Raw genomic sequence first — 19,248 nt, 5'->3', positions numbered from 1 at the left:
CCTTTCAGCGGCGCACGGCCGTGACCCAATAGGGCGTCGTGGCCGTCGGCGGGGTGCTGAACCGGGCATTCGGCAGGTAGAGCCGGTGCCCGAACGCGGCCGCGGTCGTCGGGATGTCGAAGCCCGGATCGGTGATGGTCCGGGTTTGCGTGCCCGTCGTCCCGGCCCGGTTCAGGCGCAGCACCGCGACCTGGTTCGAGAAGTTCTGCACGACGTACAGCGTCCGGCCGAGCAGCAGCATGCCGTCGCCGTTGGTCATCAGCGTGCTGCCCAGGTCGACGCGCTGCGTGACGCCGGTCCGCGGGTCGACCCGGAACAGGAACCCCGTCGACGACTGCACGATGATCACCGCGCGGCCGTCCGGCGTCAGCGTGATGCCGTTGCCGTTGAACCCGGCCGGATCGTGCACGTAGTCGCCGGTCAGTGGCACGGTCCGCACCTGGTTCAGCAGTTGGCCGTGGCGACCGATCGGCACCTGGTAGACGACGGGTCGGCTGGAGTCCGTGAACCACGCACTGGTCCTGCTCAGCACGACATCGTTCACGAACGTCGCCTGCTCGGCGGTCAGCGGGTAGCTCTTCAGGATCTTCCCGGTGCGGATGTCGACGACGCGCGCCGTACCGCTCGAGCCGCCGGCGATCCACAGCCGCCCGCGGTTGTCCGCCTTCAGACCGACCGACGGCGTACCGGGTCCCTGGCTGATCACCTTGCCGCGTCCGGTGCGCAGTGCGGCGGCGTAGATGTCGCCGTCGGCCAGCGAACCGAAGTACGCCGTACTGCCGCTGATCGCGATGCCTTCCGGCTGGAATCCGGGCGGCAGGTCGATCTGCGCCGGGAAGACCTTGGACTGCTTGTCCGTCGCTGATCGGAACCGGATGCGATCGCACCCGCCGTCATCGACGGAGTGCTTGACGACGGCCGGGCCTTGCGCGGGTGGGGCGGTGGCCGCGGCTTCCGACGTCGTGACGAGGCCCAGCATGAGCGCTGGCAGCCCGATCAGGGCTGTGATGTTGCGGATGTTCATGTTTCCTCCCCTTCGGCCCACCGTAGGACGGCCGGTGGCGGTCGGGAACGGTTCAGCGTTCGACTGCTGTCACCCAGTACTCCGTGGTGGGAGTCGGTGACGTGGTGAAGCGGGCATTCGGCAGGTAGAGCCGGTTGCCGAACACCGCGACGGTCGTCGGTACGTCGAAGTCCGGGCTGGTCAGCTCGCCGACCACCTCGCCCTTCGTGCCGGTGTGGTTCAGCGTGAGCACCGCGATCTTGTTCAGCCGGTTCTGGACGACGTACAGCGTGCGGCCGAGGAGCAGCAGGCCGTCGCCGTTCGTCATCACCGCGTCACCGATGTCGATCCGCCGGGCCACGCCGGTCCGCGGATCGACCCGGAGCAGGAAGCCGGTCGACGACTGGACCATGATCAGCGCGCGGCCGTCCGGGGTCAGCGAGATGCCGTTCGCGTTGTTGCCGGGCAGGTGCTGGTAGTCGCCGGTGAGCGGAATCGTCTCGGGCTTCGCGCCGGCGACTCGGTAGAAGACAGGCTGCTGCGAGTCGGTGAAGTACGCGCCGTCCTTGGCGAGGATGACGTCGTTCACGAAGGTCGGCGTTGCGCTGGTGAACGTGTAGCTGGCCAGGACCTTGCCGGTGCGGGTGTCGATCACCCGCCCGTTCCCGCCGGCGGCCCCGGCGACGAACAGGCGGCCGAACCGGTCGACCTTCATCCCGAGCGAACCGGTGCCCGGGCCCCGGCTGATCACCTTGCCCCGGCCGGTCCGCAGGTCGGCGGCGTAGATGTCCCCGTCGGCGCGGGAACCGAAGTACGCCGTGCCGCGGGCGATCGCGATGCCTTCCGGCTGGAATCCGTTCGGCAGCGCGAACCTGGTGGGGAACGGGGCCGGGGCAGCGGTCGGTGCGGCGCTCGCTGCCGAGGTGCTCGCCAGGCCCAGCAGTACGGCGGGCACACCGGCGAGGGCGGTGCGCCGGCGGACGAGGTGTGACATGCGCGGGTCCTCCTGATCCGTGGTCTTTGTCCGGGAGAACGTGACGGTCCTGTGGATAGTTCAAACCGGCGGATTCGCGAACCGGGTATGTTCGCTGGCAGCAACTCGACTTGGGACAAGGGGTCAGGGATGACAGCAGGAATCGACGACTCGGCAACGGCTCGCCCGCAGGACGATCTGTACCGGTTCGTGAACGGGACGTGGCTGGCGGAGCACGAGATTCCCGCGGACAAGGCGATCCACGGTGCGTTCCACGCGCTCTGGGACACCGCCGAGCAGGACGTCCGCGCGATCGTCGAGAAGACCGTCGCGGCCGGGCACCCGGAAGGCAGCGAGCCGCGGAAGATCGCCGACCTCTACGGCAGCTTCATGGACACCGAGACGATCGAGCGGCTGGGCGCCGAGCCGATCGCCGAGCAGCTCGCACTGGTCGCGGGCGTGACTGACGTAGCTGGGCTGGTCTCCGTTCTCGGACAGCTCGAACTGCAGGGCGTGCCGGGGGTCTTCCACTACTGGGTCGACGCCGACGCGAAGAAGTCCGACGAGAACATCGTCCACCTCACCCAGGGCGGCCTCAGCCTGCCCGACGAGTCGTACTACCGCGAGGACAACTTCGCCGAGATCCGGACGGCGTACGTCGCACACGTGGCGACGATGCTGGAGCTCGCCGGGCTGGCCGACGCGACCGCCGCCGCCGAGCGGATCATGGAGGTGGAGACAGGGCTCGCCGGCTCGCACTGGGACCGGGTGAAGGAGCGGGACGTCCAGCTCACCTACAACAAGCTCGACCGCGCTGGGCTCGAGGAGCTGACGCCCGGCTTCGACTGGGCGACCTGGCTGGCCGGCGCCGGCGTACCCGAGAGTGCGTTCGCGCAGGTCGTGGTCCGCGAGCCGGACTTCCTGACCGCCGCCGCGGCCGCCCTGCAGGAGGTCGACATCGACCGCTGGAAGGAGTGGCTGGCCTGGCGGGTCGTGCACAGCGCCGCGCCGCTGCTGAGCCAGGCGTTCGTCGACGAGAACTTCGCGTTCTACGGCAAGACCCTGACCGGTGCGCCGGAGCTGCGCGAGCGCTGGAAGCGCGGCGTCGGCGCGGTCGAGCAGGCGCTCGGTGAGGCCCTCGGCAAGCTGTACGTCGCCGAGCACTTCCCGCCGGACGCCAAGGCCCGCATGGTCGAGCTCGTGCAGAACCTGGTCGCCGCCTACCGGCAGCGGATCGAGGCGCTGGACTGGATGGGACCGGACACCCGGCAGCGGGCGCTCGAGAAGCTCGGCACCTTCGTCCCGAAGATCGGGTACCCGGACGAGTGGAAGGACTACTCGGCGCTCGAGATCGACCCGGCCGACCTGTTCGGCAACGTCCGCCGCTCGGTCGCGGTGGAGACCGCGCGGGACCTCGCCAAACTCGGCAAGCCGGTCGACCGGAACGAGTGGCGGATGACGCCGCAGACGGTCAACGCGTACTACAACCCGCGGATGAACGAGATCGTCTTCCCGGCCGGCATCCTGCAGCCGCCGTTCTTCGACCTGGTCGCCGACGACGCCACCAACTACGGCGCGATCGGCGCGGTGATCGGCCACGAGATCGGCCACGGCTTCGACGACCAGGGCTCGCGGTACGACGCCGACGGGAACCTGAACGACTGGTGGACCGACGCGGACCGCGCGGCCTTCGAGCAGCGCACCGGCCAACTCGTCGCGCAGTACGACGCGCTGGAGCCGGCCGAGACTCCCGGCCAGAACGTCAACGGCAAGCTCACCCTCGGCGAGAACATCGGTGACCTCGGCGGACTGTCCATCGCGTACGTCGCCTACCAGTTGTCCCTGGACGGCGCCGACACCGACGACCAGTCCGGCAGCGAACGCTTCTTCGCCGCCTGGGCGCACGCCTGGGCCACCAAGACCCGCCCCGAAGAAGCCGCCCGCCGCCTCACCATCGACCCCCACTCACCCCCGGAGTTCCGCTGCAACGCGGTGGTGAAGAACATCGACGCATTCCACAACACCTACAAAACAACCGATTCCGACGGCATGTGGCTATCCCCCGAGGACCGCGTCCGCATCTGGTAGCGCGAGGCCGCCCCGCACGCGTGCGGGGCGGCCTGTTCCACTTGCTCGACAGGTGGTTCGGGTGCGGCTTATCGTCCGGGGATGCGTAGATCGTCGGACTTCACGTCGCGACTTGTGCGGACCGCTGCTGCGGCGGGGGAGATGCCGCCGGTCGAGAGCGATCTGCGGCACGCCATCCTGACCGGTGATCAGCCGCCCGGGACGTCGGTGCCGATCGACGAGGTGGCGGCGTTCTTCGGCGTCAGTGCCATTCCGGTCCGTGAGGCGCTGAAGACCTTGTTCGGGGAAGGGCTGGTCGAGCATCGCCCACACGTCGGGTATCGCGTGGCCAAGCTGACCTTCCTCGAGTTCCGCGAGTTGTACGACGTACGCCAGGCACTGGAGTCCGCGGCCCTGCGCGCGGCGGCCGTCAACGCGACCGCGGTCGACCACGACCGGATCCGGGACACCCATGGATCGCTGGCCGATGCGAGCGCCGCGGGTGACCGTGAGTACGCCGCCGCGACCCGCCGGTTCCACTTCGCGCTGATCGAGCCGTCGGGAATGCACCGGCTGATCCGGATGTACGAAACGGCGTGGAACATCACCGAGCCGGCCCGGCCGATGTCGCGGGTCCCGGCGCACGAGCGGGCAGGTTTCCACGCGGACCACGAGCGGCTGATCGCGGCGTACGTCGCCCGTGACACCGAGACGCTGATCGCCGAGTCGGAGCGGCACTACGCGCATCTGAAGAGCGCGATCTCGGAGTTCGCCGACGACCCGGAATGCTTCGCCGACCCGGCCTGACACCGGTTTCCTATATTTGCGCGCTTTTCCTATATTTGAAGGGAAACCGGGCGTTCACCGTGGACGTCATTCCGCGAAACACGCTATTCCTAACTTCGGTTCACTGGTCGCGCGATCCGCCCGCGGCCCAGGCCGGAGGAGTACAGCATGGTGCCCGAACCCCGCGCGCCCGGTGACATCGTCGAAGCGGCCGGCTATCCGTCGCAGGCCCACGCCACGCAGCGCGACTACCATCCGCGACTGACGAACGAGGACCTCGCGCCGCTGAAGCAGCAGACCTGGCGCAGCTACAACATCTTCGCGTTCTGGATGTCCGACGTGCACAGCGTCGGCGGTTATCTCACCGCGGGCAGCTTGTTCGCGCTCGGCCTGACCGGTTGGCAGGTATTCGTCTGCCTGATCGCCGGAATCTGCATCGTGCAATTCTTCTGCAACCTGGTCGCGAAACCGAGCCAGGTCACTGGAGTTCCGTACCCGGTGATCAGCCGGGTCTCCTTCGGCGTACTGGGCGCGAATATCCCCGCCATCATTCGCGGCCTGATCGCTGTCGCCTGGTACGGCGTACAGACCTTCCTGGCCGCGGAGTCGCTGAACATCGTCTTCCTCAAGCTCTGGCCCGGCCTCGGCCCGTGGGCGGAGGCGGATGTGCACGGTTTCCTGGGGCTCTCGGTACTCGGCTACGTCAGCTTCGCGATCCTGTGGGTCGCCCAGGCCGCGCTCTTCTGGCGCGGGATGGAGAGCATCCGGAAGTTCATCGACCTGGCCGGTCCGGCCGTCTACGTGACGATGCTGCTGCTCTGCGCCTACCTGCTGGTCAAGTCCGACTTCACCATCGATCTCAACCTGTCGAACCACAGTCTGTCCGGCTGGGCCACGATCGGCACGATGCTGGGCGCGATCGCCCTCGTCGTCTCGTACTTCTCCGGCCCGATGCTGAACTTCGGCGATTTCGCCCGCTACGGCCGCAGTTTCCAGAGCGTGCGGAAGGGCAACTTCTGGGGCCTGCCGATCAACTTCGTCTTCTTCTCGCTGCTCACCGTGCTCACCGCGGGCGCCACGGTTCCGGTGTACGGCGAACTTCTGACGGACCCGATCAAGACCGTGGAGCGGATCGACAGCACCTTCGCGATCCTGCTGGGCGCGGCCACCTTCGTCACCGCGACCGTGGGCATCAACATCGTCGCGAACTTCATCTCGCCGGCGTTCGACTTCTCGCACGTCAGCCCGCAGAAGATCAGCTGGCGGATGGGCGGCATGATCGCGGCCGTCGGCTCGGTGCTCCTGACGCCGTGGAACTGGTACAACAACGACACGGCGATCCACTACACGCTGGGCATCCTCGGTGCGCTGATCGGCCCGCTGTTCGGCATCCTGATCGCGGACTTCTACCTGATCCGCCGGCAGAAAGTGGTCGTCGACGACCTGTTCACACTCGACAAGGACGGCGCGTACTACTACCGCAAGGGCTACAACCCCGTCGCCGTCCGGTCCGTGATTCTCGCCGGTCTGGTCTCGGTCGCGTCGGTCCTCGTGCCCCGCTGGGTAGGCGAGGGCCTCTGGATCAGCGACTACAGCTGGTTCATCGGCTGCGGTGTCGGCTTCGCCGTCTACACGATCTTCGCAAGGCAGGCCGGCGTCGGGGCGGAGCAGTCCGAGCGGTCTGAGCAGGTGGCGTGACACCAATGCGCATCAAGGTCATCAACCCCAACACCACCGCGTCGATGACCGCCCTGATCGGCGAGTGCGCCCGGGCCGTCGCCGGTCCGGGTGTCACCGTCGACGCGGTGAGCCCGCGCCAAGGACCGGCTGCCATCGAGAGCCACGTCGACGACGCTCTCGCCGTACCAGGCCTGCTCCAGGAGATCGCGGACGGTGAATCAGCCGGGTACGACGGGTACGTCATCGCGTGCTTCGGTGATCCGGGACTGAAAGCGGCGCGGGAACTCGCCCGCGGACCGGTCGTCGGCATCGCCGAGGCCGGCATGCGTACGGCGTCGTACCTGGGCCGCGGGTTCAGCGTCGTCACCACCCTGGCCCGGACCGTCGGCCATGCGCACGACCTGACCGAGGAGTACGGCGTCGCGCGGCAGTGCCGGGGGATCCACGCGTGCGAGATCCCGGTCCTCGCCCTGGAGACGGATCCGCACGCCCGGGCCACCATCCTCCGTGCCTGTGAGGAGGCGCTCGCACTCGACGGTTCGGATGCCATCGTGCTGGGCTGCGCGGGCATGGCCGACCTGTGTCACGACCTGTCGACCGCGCTCGGAGTGAGTGTCATCGACGGCGTGGCAGCGGCGACTGCCACTGTCGAGATGCTGGTCCGGATGCGGCTCAGGACAGGCAAACTCGGCGAGTTCGCCCCACACCCCCGCTCCGAGGGTGTGGGGCTCAGCGTCGGTCTGGGTTAGGAAGCCATCCAGTCCTGGATGCCCTCGATGGTGCGGGGCATGGCTTCGGAGAGATTTTCCGGAGCGCCGTCGGTGATCAGGATGTCGTCCTCGATGCGGATGCCGATGCCGCGCAGGTCCTCGGGGACCGTGAGGTCGTCGGACTGGAAGTAGAGGCCGGGCTCGACGGTGAGGACGTAGCCGGGCTGGACGGGGCCCTGGCGGTAGTTCTCGTTGCGGGCCGCGGCGCAGTCGTGGACGTCGAGGCCGAGCATGTGGCTGACGCCGTGCAGCGTGTAGCGCTGGTACAGGCGGCTCTCGGGGTCGAGCGCCTCCTCGGCCGACACCGGCAGCAGCTCCATCGCGTCCAGGCCGCGGACGATGACCTCCATCGCGGCCTCGTGGCCGGCGCGGAACTTCGCCCCCGGCGTGAGCGCTGCGATCCCGGCGTTCTGCGCGTCCAGCACCAGTTGGTACAGGTCCCGCTGGCGCGGGGTGAACTCACCGTTCACGGGCAGCGTCCGGGTGATGTCCGCGGTGTACAGCTGCCGGTTCTCGACGCCCATGTCGAGCAGCATCAGCGTGCCGTCGTTCACCGGGCCGTCGTTCTCGATCCAGTGCAGCGTGGTCGCGTGCGGACCGGCCGCGGCGATCGACGTGTACCCGACGTCGTTGCCCTCGGCACGGGCCCGGCGCCAGAACGTGCCCTCGATCCAGCGTTCGCCGTACTGCCGGACCTTGTCCATCTCGGCGAGTACGTCGGAGAAACCGCGGTGCGTGATCGCGACCGCGTCCCGCAGCTGCTCGAGCTCGTACGCGTCCTTGACCAGCCGCAGCTCGGACAGCGTCGCGGCGAACTCGCCGTCCTTGAGCTGGTCGATCCGGGCGCCGCTCAACAGCGCCGCGATCGACTCGTCCTCGTCGCGCCGTACCCGCGTCGGTACGTCGCTCTTCAGCGCGTCGGCCAACTGGTCGACGTGCCGCGTCTCGATCCCGAACTCCTTGGCGGTCTCGGTCAGCGACGGGCGCCGGCCTGCCCACAGCTCGCCGTACATCCGGTCGCGCCAGAACTCCTCGCCCTGCGAGCGGTCGGCGCGCGGGCGGAAGTACAGCACCGCGTCGTGGCCGGTGGTGCCGTTCGGCTCCAGGACGAGCACCGCGTCGGAGGTCTGGTTGCCGGTCAGCCACACGTAGTCGGTGTGCGGGCGGAAGACGTAGTCGGTGTCGTTCGAGCGGACCTTGTAGGTGCCGGCCGGGATCACGAGCCGCTCGCCCGGGAACGCCTGCGAGAGCGCGTCGCGGCGCTTCGCCGCCCACACACCGACGTCACTCAGTGACAGGTCGTGCCGCTCGGAGTCCGCCCAGCCCGAATTCATGAAGGCGCGGAGCTTCGGGCTCGGCTCGTTGTCGTGCGAAGCCGTCTTCGGCGCAGCATCCTGGGTGGCAGGCGCGGTGGTGTCGGTCATCATCGACCAGTCCTCTTCTCGGCGCGGCGGTGGTGGCGCCGGTCGTGGCTACGGGTGCAGTTGGTCCCCTCGAAGCGTGCCGCTGTTGGGCAGCGCCTCGGCGGGGTCGGAACCGATGCGGGTGATCGCATTGTCCTCGTCCACGAAGACTACGCTCGGCTCGAAGGCCTTCGCCTCGGCGGTGTCGAACATCCCGTACGCGATCAGGATCACCAGGTCACCCGGGTGAATCAGGTGCGCCGCGGCCCCGTTGATACCGACGATCCCGGACCCGCGCGGCCCTTCGATCAGGTACGTCGACAGCCGCTGACCGTTGGTGATGTCGACGATGTCCACCTTCTCGCCGGGCAGCAGGTCGGCCGCCTCCATCAAGGCCGCGTCCAGCGTGCACGATCCGACATAGTCAAGATCGGCCTGCGTCACCTTGGCCCGGTGCACCTTCGACTTCATCATTTCCCGCCACATGGCGGCCATGATCCGGGCCAATCCGGTTCCTGTCAGTGGCCGCCATCACCCAACCGGTTCAGTTTCCCGTTCGACCGCCGGCCGGCGGCGGAGGGAGTCGCCTTCGACGTCGACGTTCGGGAGGAGGCGGTCGAGCCACCCGGGGAGGTACCAGGCGCGGCGGCCGAGGAGGGCCATCACCGCCGGTACGACGGTCATCCGGACCACGAACGCGTCGATCGCGACCGCGAGGGCCAGGCCGAAGCCCATCTCGCGGATCAGCGTCTCGCCGGACAGGATGAACCCGGAGAACACCGCGGTCATGATCACGGCCGCCGCGGTCACCACCCGCGCCCCGTGCGCGAACCCGTCGACCACCGCCGCCCGCGGTGCGGCGCCGTGGACGTGTTCCTCGCGCATCCGGGTCACCAGGAAGATCTGGTAGTCCATCGCGAGCCCGAACACCACCCCGATCAGGAAAATCGGCAGCATGCTGATCACCGGCCCGGTCTGTCCCGAGATGCCGAACAGCCCGGCCAGCCAGCCCCACTGGAAGACCGCGACCAGGGCGCCGAACGTCGCCACGACGGTCAGCAGGAACCCGAGCGTCGCCTTCAACGGCACCAGGATCGAGCGGAACACCAGCATCAGCAGCAGGAACGCCAGCCCGATGATCAGCGACAGGTACGGCACCAGCGCGTCGCCGAGCTTGTCGGAGATGTCGATGCTGACCGCAGTTGCCCCGGTGACCGCGACCTCGGCGCGATCCTGGTCGGGCATCGACCGGATCGCCTCGACCAGGTCCTTCGTCTGCTGCGTACTCGGGCCGCTCGACGGAATCACGGTCAGCAACGCCGTGTTTCCGGCCGGGTTGAAGACCGGTGGCGTCACCATCGTCACGTCCGGCAGCGCGCGTACGGCGGCTGCGGTCGCCGTGGCCGCCGTACGCGGATTCGTGGATGCACCGGCGTCCACGACCACCATCAGCGGCCCGTTGAACCCGGGACCGAAGCCCTCGGAGAGCAGCTCGTACGCCTTGCGCTGACTCGAGTCAGGCGCGGCGGTGCTGTCGTCAGGCAGCCCGAGCTCGAGATCGGTCGCCGGGATCGCGAGCGTGCCCAGCCCGATCACGGTCACCACCAGCACTGCCAACGGGCGCCGGGTGATGAAGCCTGCCCAGCGGCGGCCGATCGTCGTCCGTCCGGCCGCTTCCGGATCGCCACCGCGCAGACCGGGGATCCGGCCGCCGAGCACCCGCCGCCCGGCGAACCCGAGCAGCGCCGGCAGCAGTGTGAGTGCGATCGCGACCGCGATGACCACGGTGAACGCGGCGGCCAGGCCCATCTGGGTGAGGAACGGGATGTCGACCACGAACAGTCCGGCCAGCGCGATCACCACGGTCAGACCGGCGAAGACCACGGCAGAGCCGGCGGTGCCGACCGCTCGGCCGACTGCCTCCTCGGGCTCCAGCCCGGTGCTCAGCTCATGCCGGTACCTCGACATGATGAAGAGCGCATAGTCGATCGACACCGCGAGGCCGATCATCAGCGCGAGGATCGGCGTACCGGATCCGATGTCGACGAAACCGCTGATGGCCGAGATCGCGGTCACCCCGAGGCCTACCCCGATGATTGCTGACAGCAACGGCAGGCCGGCGGCGATCAGCGAGCCGAAGGTGATCAGCAGTACGACGGCAGCCACGCCGATACCGATCACCTCGGTGAGTTGCTGCTCGCCCTGCGGTTGCAGCGCGTCGCCGCCGTACTCGACCGTGAATCCGGCCGCGCGAGCCGGTTCGACGGCGGAGGCGATGGCCTCCTGCACTTCCGGCGTGACCTCCTGCGCGGTGACCTTGAAGGTGACCTGCGCGTAGCCGGTACGGCCGTCGGCGGAGATCGCCTTGGCGCTGAACGGGTCGACGACGCGGGCGACCTGTGGTGCGGCCGCGAGCCGGTCCAGGGTCTGCTGCACCGGCGGCGTTTCGGTGAGCTTCCGGCCGGCAGGCGCCTGGAAGACGATCCGGGCGGTCCCGGCGTCGGCGCCGGCCTGCGGGAAGCGTTCGTTGAGCAGGTCCGCGGCACGCTGCGACTCGGTACCGGGGATCGAGAATCCGTTGGCGGTCGGGCCGGACAGCGTTGCGGCGCCGACGGCCCCGAGAGCCAGAAGTCCGAGCCATACCAGGAGTACGAACCGGCGCCGGCGGAACGCGAATCGGCCGAGCCGATAGAGGTACGTAGCCATGCGACCGATGCTCCCGGCGTACGGCCGTCGTTCGCGTCTGCTCCCGGTGGGCTTCTCGCCGTACCGCGTTCGCCGTACCGGCTACTGCGTCTGCGGTACGCCGGGACGCACGAGGCCGGTCTGATACGCCAGTACGACGAGCTGCGCGCGGTCGCGGCAGTCGAGTTTCACCATCGCCCGGTTCACGTGGGTCTTCGCCGTCGACGGGGAGAGGACGAGGCGCTCGGCGATCTCGTCGTTGGACAGGCCGAGGGCGACCAGGCCGACGATCTCGCGTTCGCGGTCGGTGAGGACGTCGAGGACCGTCGGGCCGACCGGGTTGCCGGGGGAGGGTTCGGCGAGGAAGCGGTTGATCAGGCCGCGGACGGCCTTCGGGGACAGCAGGGCGTCGCCGCGGGCGACCACGCGGATGGCGTCGATCAGCTCGGCCGGTTCGACGCTCTTGCCGAGGAAGCCGCTGGCACCCGCACGGATCGCGTCGAACACGTACTCGTCGACCTCGAACGTGGTCAGGATCAGTACCTTCACGCCGGCGAGCGCCTCGTCCGCGGTGATCATCCGGGTCGCCGCGAGGCCGTCGACCTCGGGCATCCGGATGTCCATCAGCACCACGTCGGCCCGCTCGGACCGCGCCAGCTCGACCGCTTCCCGCCCGTTCGACGCCTCAGCGACAACCTGCAGGTCCGGCGCCGATCCGACCAGCACGCGGAACCCGCTCCGGATCAACGTCTGGTCGTCCGCCAGCAACACCCTGATCGTCACCCACAACTCCTGTCTCCAGAGGAAGCACAGCATGTACGGCGAACCCGCCACCCGCCGCAGGCCCCACCCGCAGCTCCCCACCGACCGCGTTCACGCGCTCCCGCATCCCCACCAACCCATGCCCACCGCCCTCTGTGCCCGCCACGTGCGGTAGGGCAGGTCCGTTCGTGACGGTGATCTCCAACGCGCTGGACCGGTTGATCAGCTGAACCTCCGCCGACGCGCCGGGGGCGTGTTTGAGGACGTTGGTGAGGGACTCCTGGACGATGCGGTACGCCGTGAGTTCTATGACGTCCGGGAGTGCGCCCAAGCCGGCAGGTGGCGTCCAGCCGACCTCGACGCCCGCCGCGGTGAACGAGTGGATCAGCGCGCTCAGGTCGCTCAGCGACGGAGCTGGCGCGGTGGGCAGCGGTGAGCCGGAGCGGCGCAGTACGCCGAGGAGGACGGTCAGCTCCTGCAACACCGTGCGCCCGCCGGACCGGACCAGGGCCAGAGCCCGCTCGGCCTCGTCCGGCTGGGTCCGGAGGACATGCGCCGCGACCCCGGACTGCACGTTCATCAAGGCGATGTGGTGCGCGATCACGTCGTGCAGCTCGTGCGCGATCCGCAACCGTTCTTCGATCACCCGTCGCTGAGCCTCTTCGTCCCGCGACTGCTCGGCCCGCACCGCGCGCTCCTCGAGCTCCAGCAGGTACGCGCGCCGGTACCGTACCGCTTCCCCGATCGCTCCCGAGAACAGCACGAAGAAGGTCAGGCCGAGGTTGTCGAGGACATCACCGCCGACGAAGATCGCCTCGGCGAGCAAGCTGAGCAGCGCCGTGGCGGTCACCGCGATCGAGCGGATCGGCCGGTCCTTCGACAGGACGACGGTGTAGGCCGCAACGCCCATGTAGACGACGATCGGGCTCTTGCCCTGTTCGGTGATCACGAACGTCGTGGTGATCACGGTCGTGATCGCCAGGACCAGCAGAGGCGCCCGCCGCCTGAAGGTGATCGCGACCGCACCGGCGACGGCGAGCACCACCACAGTCTGGTTCAGCTGGATCCGCTCACCGACGTGCCGTCCACCCGGCACCAGGAGGTTGATCAGCAGGATCCCGAGGGCGAGAGCAAGGTCCAGCGCGAACGGGTGCTGCGCCAAGGCACGGCAGAACCGCGTGAGCCGTTCCATCTCTTCACAATACGTGTCCGCCCGTCGGACCACCTCGTCCAGCGGCAGTATCCCCGCAGTACCGCAACCGCAGTACTTGGGGGGTGTACCCAGCGGTTGTCAGTGGACGGCTATGCAGGCAGAACCCTGACTTCGAGCGCTGAAACCCGCGATTCGGGCGGGTTCTGCCTGCGCTGCCGACCACATCCGGCTCGAAGTTTCGAGGTCAGATCGACGATGCCTGCACGGCCAGGTCCCGCAACGCCCCGTAGCGTGGGCGGAGGTCGGCGACGCGGGACACCTCGTCCGGGACCGGGGTCAGGTGCTCTCCGCCCGGGTCGGGTGACAGGCCGAGCGCGACTGCGGCTGCCCCGCGGGCGCCGACCTCAGCCTCCGCGCAGACCGTGGTGGGGCGGGCGAAGGTCGCGGTCAGGCAGCGGCGCCACCACTCGGAGGCGTCGATCCCGCCGCCGCCCAGGACGACCTCCAACTCCTGCCCGAACAGCGAGTCGAGGATCCGCAGTCCGCGGTCGATCTCGAGTGACGCGCCTTGGAGTGCTGCCGCGAGCAGGTCGGCGGGGCTGTCGTCGAACGACAGGCCGAAGTAGACGCCGGATCCGCCGGGCACCACGGCCGGCGGCCTGGTGCCGGCCATGAACGGGATCGCGATCGCGCGCGTTGCCCCGATCTCGACGTCGGTCGGTTCGTCGGACTCCAGCCGCAGTACGCCGGTCAGCCAGGCGTGCAGGTTCCCGGCGGCCGAGAACGCCATACCGGTCACGGCCCGCTTGTCGTCGACCCGGTACCGCCACAGCTCCCACGGCAGCTCTGGCGCGTTCTCGATCGGGTGCACGACGCGTACGGCGGCCGACGTACCGACGGTCACCGCTGCGACGCCGGCGTCGTACCCGCCCGTCCCGACGTTGGATGCGGCGCCGTCGCCGGTCGGTGGATGCACGGGTACGCCGACCAGCCCGGGCCAGCGGCGTTCGTACTCCTTGGACAAGATGCCCGTCCAGCCGGTCGGCACGATCGGCGGCAACCGGTCGGCCGTCACGCCCGCGATCTCCAGCGCCTCGTCGTCGTACGCACCGGTCGCGAGATCCAGCGTGCCGGTCCCGGAGGCGATCGAGACGGACGTGACGCGTTCGCCGGTCAGCCGCTCGAGCACCAGGTCGGGCAGGCCGGCGAAGGCGGCCGGGGAGTCGTCCGAGAGGAGCCACGGGATCCGGCGGGTCCAGTACAGCCGGTGCAGCCAGGTGCCCGTGCGTGCGTGGAACGCTTGCTCGTCGAACGACGCACCTAGACCGAGATCGACCGAGCGCGTGTCGGCCCACGTGATCACCGGCGTCCGAGAAGCGCCCTTGTTGTCCAGAGCAACGATCGAGTGCCATTGCGAGGACAGCACGATCGCGCCGATGCCGTCCAGATGACCGTTCTGCTCGAGCTCGTCCAGACACCCGAGCAGGCCCTCGACGTACTCGTGCAGGTCGAGTGTCGCAGAGCCGTCGTGGCCGTACGTCGGGGAGATCTTGTGCCGTGCGAGTGCGCCGGGGATCGGTGCGGCGTCTTCCGAAGAGAGAACGAGTGCCCGCGCGGACGACGTACCGAGGTCCAGCGCGAGGACATGCTCGTCAGTCTTCGTCATGCAAGGCCTTCAGGAAGTTCTGGGCCCAGATGTTCACGTCGTGCGCCGCGAGGTGCTTGCGCATCGCCTTCATCCGGCGGCCGAGCTGCCGGTCATCGGTGTTCATCGCGTCGACGATCGTGTCCTTCATCCCGTTGATGTCGTGCGGGTTCACCAGGAACGCCTGCCGGAACTCGTCCGCGGCTCCGGCGAACTCGCTCAGCACCAGCGCGCCGGTGTCGTCGTACCGCGTCGACACGTACTCCTTGGCGACCAGGTTCATACCGTCCCGCAACGGTGTCACGACCGCAACGTCCGCGGCCCGCAGCAGCGCGGCCATCTCGGTCCGCGAGTACGTCGTGTGCAGGTAGTTGATCGCCGGCGTACCGATCCGGCCGTGCTCGCCGTTGATCCGGCCGACCAGCAGCTCGATCTCGTCGCGCAGCACCCGGTACTGCTCGACGCGCTCCCGGGACGGCGTCGCGACCTGGATGAACACCGCGTCGTCGACCGAGATCCGCTTCTCGTCCAGCAGCTCACCGAACGCCCGCAGCCGTTGCCGGATGCCCTTGGTGTAGTCGAGCCGGTCGACGCCGAGCAGGATGTGCGTCGGGTTGCCGACCTCCTCGCGCATCTCGGCCGCACGGGCCGTCGTCTCCGGCTGGCGGGCGAGCTTCTCCAGCTCGTTGACGTCGATCGAGATCGGGAACGCCTTCGCCCGGACGATCCGGTCGTCCGGCAGATGGATCCGGTCCCCGCGGGTCCGCAGGCCCATCCGGTTGCGGGCCAGCCGGGCGAAGTTCGACGCCGCGCCGGGCCGCTGGAAGCCGACCAGGTCCGCGCCCATCAGCCCGTCCAGGATCTGCCGGCGCCACGGCATCTGCGCGAACAGCTCGGTCGGCGGGAACGGGATGTGCAGGAAGAACCCGATCCGTACGTCGGGACGCAGCCGGCGCAGCATCGCCGGGACGAGCTGCAGCTGGTAGTCGTGCACCCACACGTCCGCGTTGTCGTCGGCGGCCTCCGCGGCGGCCTCCGCGAACCGCCGGTTCACCGCGACGTACGACTCCCACCACTCGCGGTGGAACTCCGGCGCCACGATCACGTCGTGGTACAGCGGCCAGAGCGTGGCGTTGGAGAAACCCTCGTAGTACAGCTGCACGTCCTCGGCCGACAGCATCACCGGCACCAGATGCATGCCGTCGTTGTCGAAGGGATCCACCTTCTCGTCCGGGCTCCCGGTCCAGCCGATCCAGGCCCCGTGGTGCCCCTGCATCACCGGCGCCAGTGCCGTGACGAGTCCGCCTGGACTCCGCCGCCACGCCGTACTGCCGTCGGGCATCTCGGTCCGGTCGACCGGCAGCCGGTTGGCCACCACTACGAAGGAACTCCTACCGTTCGGCATGTTCAGCGTCATCCACTCAGGTCGTCGTCGTCACCGGGGTAGCGGACCCCGATCTGTCTCCGGGTCTCGTCGAGCAGGTCGAGAATCTCGAGGGTGGCGGCGTGGGGCAACGCAGGTACTTCGATCGCCCCCGCACGCAGCGAGTCCATCACTGCGCTTGCCTCGTAGTGGTACCCACGGCCATGCGTCGGTACGTCGATCCGCTCCGCTCCGGAAGCGGTCGTGCGCACGTAGTACTCGGGATGGTGGAAACGGTGCGGAAGCTGCAGGTTTCCGTCCGGGCCGCTGATCGACGCGACCCACGGGTTCTGCGACCGCAGGCCGCAGGTCAGCGCGGCGACCGCGCCGGACTCGTACCGCCAGGCCATCGCGACGTTCAGGTCGACGCCGTCGTCGTTGAGCGAACCGACTGCCTTCACCTCCGCCGGGCGACCGAGCGCCAGGTAGGCGAACGTCATCGGGTAGATGCCGCCGTCCATCAGCGAGCCTCCCCCGAGTGCCGGGTCGAGCAGGCGAACCGGCAATGAAGGTTTGTAGAACGCGAAGTCCGCGACCACCTGCTGCGGCTCGCCGATCGATCCGCTCGCCAGATCCTTGAAGAGCGCTTGAATCACCGGGTTCGTGCGCATCCACATGGCCTCGGCGAACAGCGTGTTGTGCTCGGCGGCGACCGCGATCAGGTCCCGGGCCTGCGCGGCGGTCAGCGTGACGGGCTTCTCGCACAGTACGGCGATGCCGGCCTGCAACGCCGTACGGGCGATGGCGTAGTGCTGCGGATGCGGCGTACCGATGTAGATCACGTCGACCTCGCCGGAGTCGATCAGCCGGCGGAAGTCGTCGTACGCGTGCGGGATGCCGAACTCGGCCGCGAACTTGTTCGCGCTGTCCTGGGAACGGGACGCCACCGCGGTCGCGACGGCGTCGTCCGGGAGCAGCCCGAGATCGTGGGTGAACTGGGTCGAAATGTTGCCGGTCGCAACGATTCCCCACCTGACGCGATCTATGCCCACTGTGTGAACTCCGGGGTCGGGAACGGTCCGTCTGCAACGATTCTCGCGGTTTCGAAGGCGTGCGCCAAGCGAATGAGCGTGACCTCACTTCGCGCCGTACCGCTGATCGTGAGTCCGACCGGCAGTCCGGAGACCACTCCGGACGGGACGGACAGCAGCGGATAACCGGCCAGCGCCGCGTGCGATGAGGAGCTGCCGAGCACGTGATCGCCGTTCACCAGGTCGATCGCCCAGGCCGGTGAGTACGCCGGGGACACCAGCGCGTCGAGCTGGTTGTCGCGGAGCAGGTTGTCGATACCGTCGCGGCCGGCGCGCAGTGCGGTCAGGCGCGCAGCGACGTACACGGGGGAGCTGAGGCCGTCTGTAGCAGCAGCTCGTTCGAACAGCTCCTGCCCGAACCACTGCAGCTCCTGGTCCGCATGCTTCTTGTTGAACGCGATCAGGTCGTCCAGCGTCTCCGGGCCGCCAGGAGCACGGGTAGCCAGGTACGCCGCCAGGTCGACCTTCAGCTCGTGAGCGAGCACCTGCAACTGGTCCTCGTCACCACCTGGTGTCGGCAACGACAGGTGGTCGACCAGCGTGGCTCCGCACTGACTGAGGAGCTCCAGCGCCCGCTCGGTGACCTGGTCCAGTCCGTTCGAGTAGCCCCACAGGGGACCGCGCGGTACGCCGATGCGCACGTTGCTGAGGTCCGTGCCGCGGCAGGCCTCGATGTAGTCCGTCTGGCCGCCGGTGAGGACCGAGAGCAGCGTGGCCGCTTGGCTGACCGTCTTCGTCATCGGCCCGGCGGTGTCCTGCGAGTGTGAGATCGGGACGATGCCCTGCTGAGGGACGAGTCCGACTGTGGGCTTCAGGCCGACAACGCCGTTCAGCGCGGCCGGGCAAACGATTGAGCCGTTGGTCTCGGTTCCGATCGCGTAGTCGGCCAGTCCCGCAGCGACCGCGGCGCCGGAGCCGGACGAGGAGCCACCGGCCGAGCGGTTCAGCGCGTACGGGTTGCGGGTGAGGCCGCCGTACGCGCTCCAGCCGGACGAGGACGCCGAGCCGCGGAAGTTCGCCCACTCGCTCAGGTTCGTCTTCCCCAGGATCACGCAGCCCGCCTCGCGCAGCCGCCGTACCAGCGGGGCATCGGCGGGCGGCGGTGGCTGGTCGGCCAGGGCCAGCGAGCCGGCCGTGGTCGGCAGGTCGGCGGTGTCGATGTTGTCCTTGACCAGCACCGGTACGCCGTGTAGCGGCCCACGGACCCGCCCCTCGTCACGCTCGGTGTCGAGGCGGGCGGCTTCGGTGAGCGCGGCGGGGTTCGGCGTGCAGATGGCGTTGACCGACGGGTCGACCTCACGGATCCGCCCCTGCAGCTCCTCCACCAGCGCCACGCTGGAAAGAGTTGAGCTCACCCTCAAGATCCTGCCAGAGTTACGGAGGTCCGGTTGTCTCGTCAGCGACACGCTTCGTGTCGTCCGAGCGGTGAATGACATCGCTGTTGTTCAGCACGTAGAGTGGCACGCGGACGGACGATCACCGACCGCACAGGAGTCAGCTGCACATGGACAGCGCCAACGCCAGCTCTTCCGGCCCCGCCGAAGCTGCGCCGCCGGCCGTTGCCGGGCTCTCGGAGCGTGACGGTGCCATTCTCGCCTTCGAGAGGCATTGGTGGAAGTACGCCGGGGCCAAGGAGCAGGCGATCCGGGACCAGTTCCAGATGTCGGCGACCCGGTACTACCAGGTCCTGAACGCGCTCATCGACCGGCCCGAGGCCCTCGCTCACGACCCGCTGCTGGTCAAGCGCCTGCGCCGCCTCCGTGCGGCCCGCCAGCGCGCCCGCTCCGCACGCCGACTGGGCATCGAGGTCTGACCATGTTCCGCCGCCTCAGGGCGTGCCTCGCTGCCCCACGCCCGCGAGGCGAGC

The 19,248-nt window shown here is 68.8% G+C and carries 16 protein-coding genes; 5 read left to right on the top strand and 11 right to left on the bottom strand.

The window, feature by feature from the left end; all coding sequences use genetic code 11:
• Window positions 1–4 precede the first annotated feature (4 nt).
• Window positions 5–1,024 (bottom strand): SMP-30/gluconolactonase/LRE family protein, encoded by a 1,020-nt coding sequence (locus E0H45_RS32870; RefSeq protein ID WP_131344678.1) that lies wholly within the window; start codon window positions 1,022–1,024, stop codon window positions 5–7.
• Window positions 1,025–1,076: 52 nt separating this feature from the next.
• The gene (locus tag E0H45_RS32865; protein WP_131344676.1) at window positions 1,077–1,997 is read right to left on the bottom strand and encodes an SMP-30/gluconolactonase/LRE family protein; all 921 of its coding nucleotides are present in this window, start codon (window positions 1,995–1,997) and stop codon (window positions 1,077–1,079) included.
• A 129-nt stretch (window positions 1,998–2,126) separates the two neighbouring features.
• Here E0H45_RS32865 and E0H45_RS32860 point away from each other — a divergent pair, with 129 nt between their 5' ends.
• The 4 genes from E0H45_RS32860 to E0H45_RS32845 all read left to right on the top strand — a co-directional run bounded on the left by E0H45_RS32860 (window position 2,127) and on the right by E0H45_RS32845 (window position 7,258).
• Window positions 2,127–4,064, top strand: coding sequence for a M13 family metallopeptidase (locus E0H45_RS32860; protein WP_131344674.1), 1,938 nt, complete (start codon window positions 2,127–2,129; stop codon window positions 4,062–4,064).
• Window positions 4,065–4,145: 81 nt separating this feature from the next.
• Entirely contained in the window at window positions 4,146–4,850 is a 705-nt protein-coding gene (locus E0H45_RS32855) for a GntR family transcriptional regulator (protein ID WP_131344671.1), read from the top strand.
• 147 nt (window positions 4,851–4,997) lie between these two features.
• Window positions 4,998–6,527, top strand: coding sequence for an NCS1 family nucleobase:cation symporter-1 (locus tag E0H45_RS32850; protein WP_131344669.1), 1,530 nt, complete (start codon window positions 4,998–5,000; stop codon window positions 6,525–6,527).
• A gap of 5 nt (window positions 6,528–6,532) precedes the next feature.
• Window positions 6,533–7,258 carry an aspartate/glutamate racemase family protein gene (locus tag E0H45_RS32845; RefSeq protein WP_131345904.1) on the top strand — a complete coding sequence of 242 codons (726 nt, stop codon included), beginning with the start codon at window positions 6,533–6,535 and terminating at the stop codon, window positions 7,256–7,258.
• Here E0H45_RS32845 and E0H45_RS32840 read toward each other — a convergent pair.
• The 9 genes from E0H45_RS32840 to E0H45_RS32800 all read right to left on the bottom strand — a co-directional run bounded on the left by E0H45_RS32840 (window position 7,255) and on the right by E0H45_RS32800 (window position 18,736).
• Window positions 7,255–8,703 carry an aminopeptidase P family protein gene (locus tag E0H45_RS32840; protein WP_131345901.1) on the bottom strand — a complete coding sequence of 483 codons (1,449 nt, stop codon included), beginning with the start codon at window positions 8,701–8,703 and terminating at the stop codon, window positions 7,255–7,257. The two genes, E0H45_RS32845 and E0H45_RS32840, sit on opposite strands and share 4 nt — an antisense overlap.
• A 48-nt stretch (window positions 8,704–8,751) precedes the next feature.
• A complete protein-coding gene (gene panD / locus E0H45_RS32835; RefSeq protein WP_131344667.1) occupies window positions 8,752–9,168 on the bottom strand; it encodes an aspartate 1-decarboxylase in 417 nt (138 codons plus the stop codon).
• 45 nt (window positions 9,169–9,213) lie between these two features.
• Window positions 9,214–11,388: an MMPL family transporter gene (locus tag E0H45_RS32830; protein ID WP_131344665.1), complete on the bottom strand. Its 2,175-nt coding sequence runs from the start codon at window positions 11,386–11,388 to the stop codon at window positions 9,214–9,216.
• Window positions 11,389–11,469: 81 nt separating this feature from the next.
• Window positions 11,470–12,150, bottom strand: a complete 681-nt coding sequence (locus E0H45_RS32825) for a response regulator transcription factor (RefSeq protein ID WP_131344663.1) — start codon at window positions 12,148–12,150, stop codon at window positions 11,470–11,472.
• Window positions 12,053–13,321: a sensor histidine kinase gene (locus tag E0H45_RS43460; RefSeq protein ID WP_131344661.1), complete on the bottom strand. Its 1,269-nt coding sequence runs from the start codon at window positions 13,319–13,321 to the stop codon at window positions 12,053–12,055. Before E0H45_RS43460 ends, E0H45_RS32825 begins: the two co-directional genes overlap by 98 nt.
• A gap of 205 nt (window positions 13,322–13,526) precedes the next feature.
• Window positions 13,527–14,948, bottom strand: coding sequence for an FGGY family carbohydrate kinase (locus E0H45_RS32815; protein WP_131344659.1), 1,422 nt, complete (start codon window positions 14,946–14,948; stop codon window positions 13,527–13,529).
• Window positions 14,935–16,332 carry an alpha,alpha-trehalose-phosphate synthase (UDP-forming) gene (locus E0H45_RS32810; RefSeq protein WP_131344657.1) on the bottom strand — a complete coding sequence of 466 codons (1,398 nt, stop codon included), beginning with the start codon at window positions 16,330–16,332 and terminating at the stop codon, window positions 14,935–14,937. Before E0H45_RS32810 ends, E0H45_RS32815 begins: the two co-directional genes overlap by 14 nt.
• Before the next feature lie 8 nt (window positions 16,333–16,340).
• Window positions 16,341–17,342, bottom strand: coding sequence for a Gfo/Idh/MocA family protein (locus tag E0H45_RS32805; protein ID WP_131344655.1), 1,002 nt, complete (start codon window positions 17,340–17,342; stop codon window positions 16,341–16,343).
• Window positions 17,333–18,736, bottom strand: a complete 1,404-nt coding sequence (locus E0H45_RS32800; protein ID WP_238155468.1) for an amidase — start codon at window positions 18,734–18,736, stop codon at window positions 17,333–17,335. Before E0H45_RS32800 ends, E0H45_RS32805 begins: the two co-directional genes overlap by 10 nt.
• 149 nt (window positions 18,737–18,885) lie before the next feature.
• Between E0H45_RS32800 and E0H45_RS32795 the strand changes: the two genes are divergently transcribed.
• A complete protein-coding gene (locus tag E0H45_RS32795) occupies window positions 18,886–19,194 on the top strand; it encodes a DUF3263 domain-containing protein (protein WP_131344651.1) in 309 nt (102 codons plus the stop codon).
• The last annotated feature ends 54 nt before the right edge of the window (window positions 19,195–19,248 follow it).

Origin of the sequence: Kribbella soli (assembly GCF_004331345.1) — a bacterium.
Taxonomy (GTDB): domain Bacteria; phylum Actinomycetota; class Actinomycetes; order Propionibacteriales; family Kribbellaceae; genus Kribbella; species Kribbella soli.
Note: the sequence above shows the minus strand (reverse complement) of the source record. Positions and strands in the feature narration are given on the sequence as shown.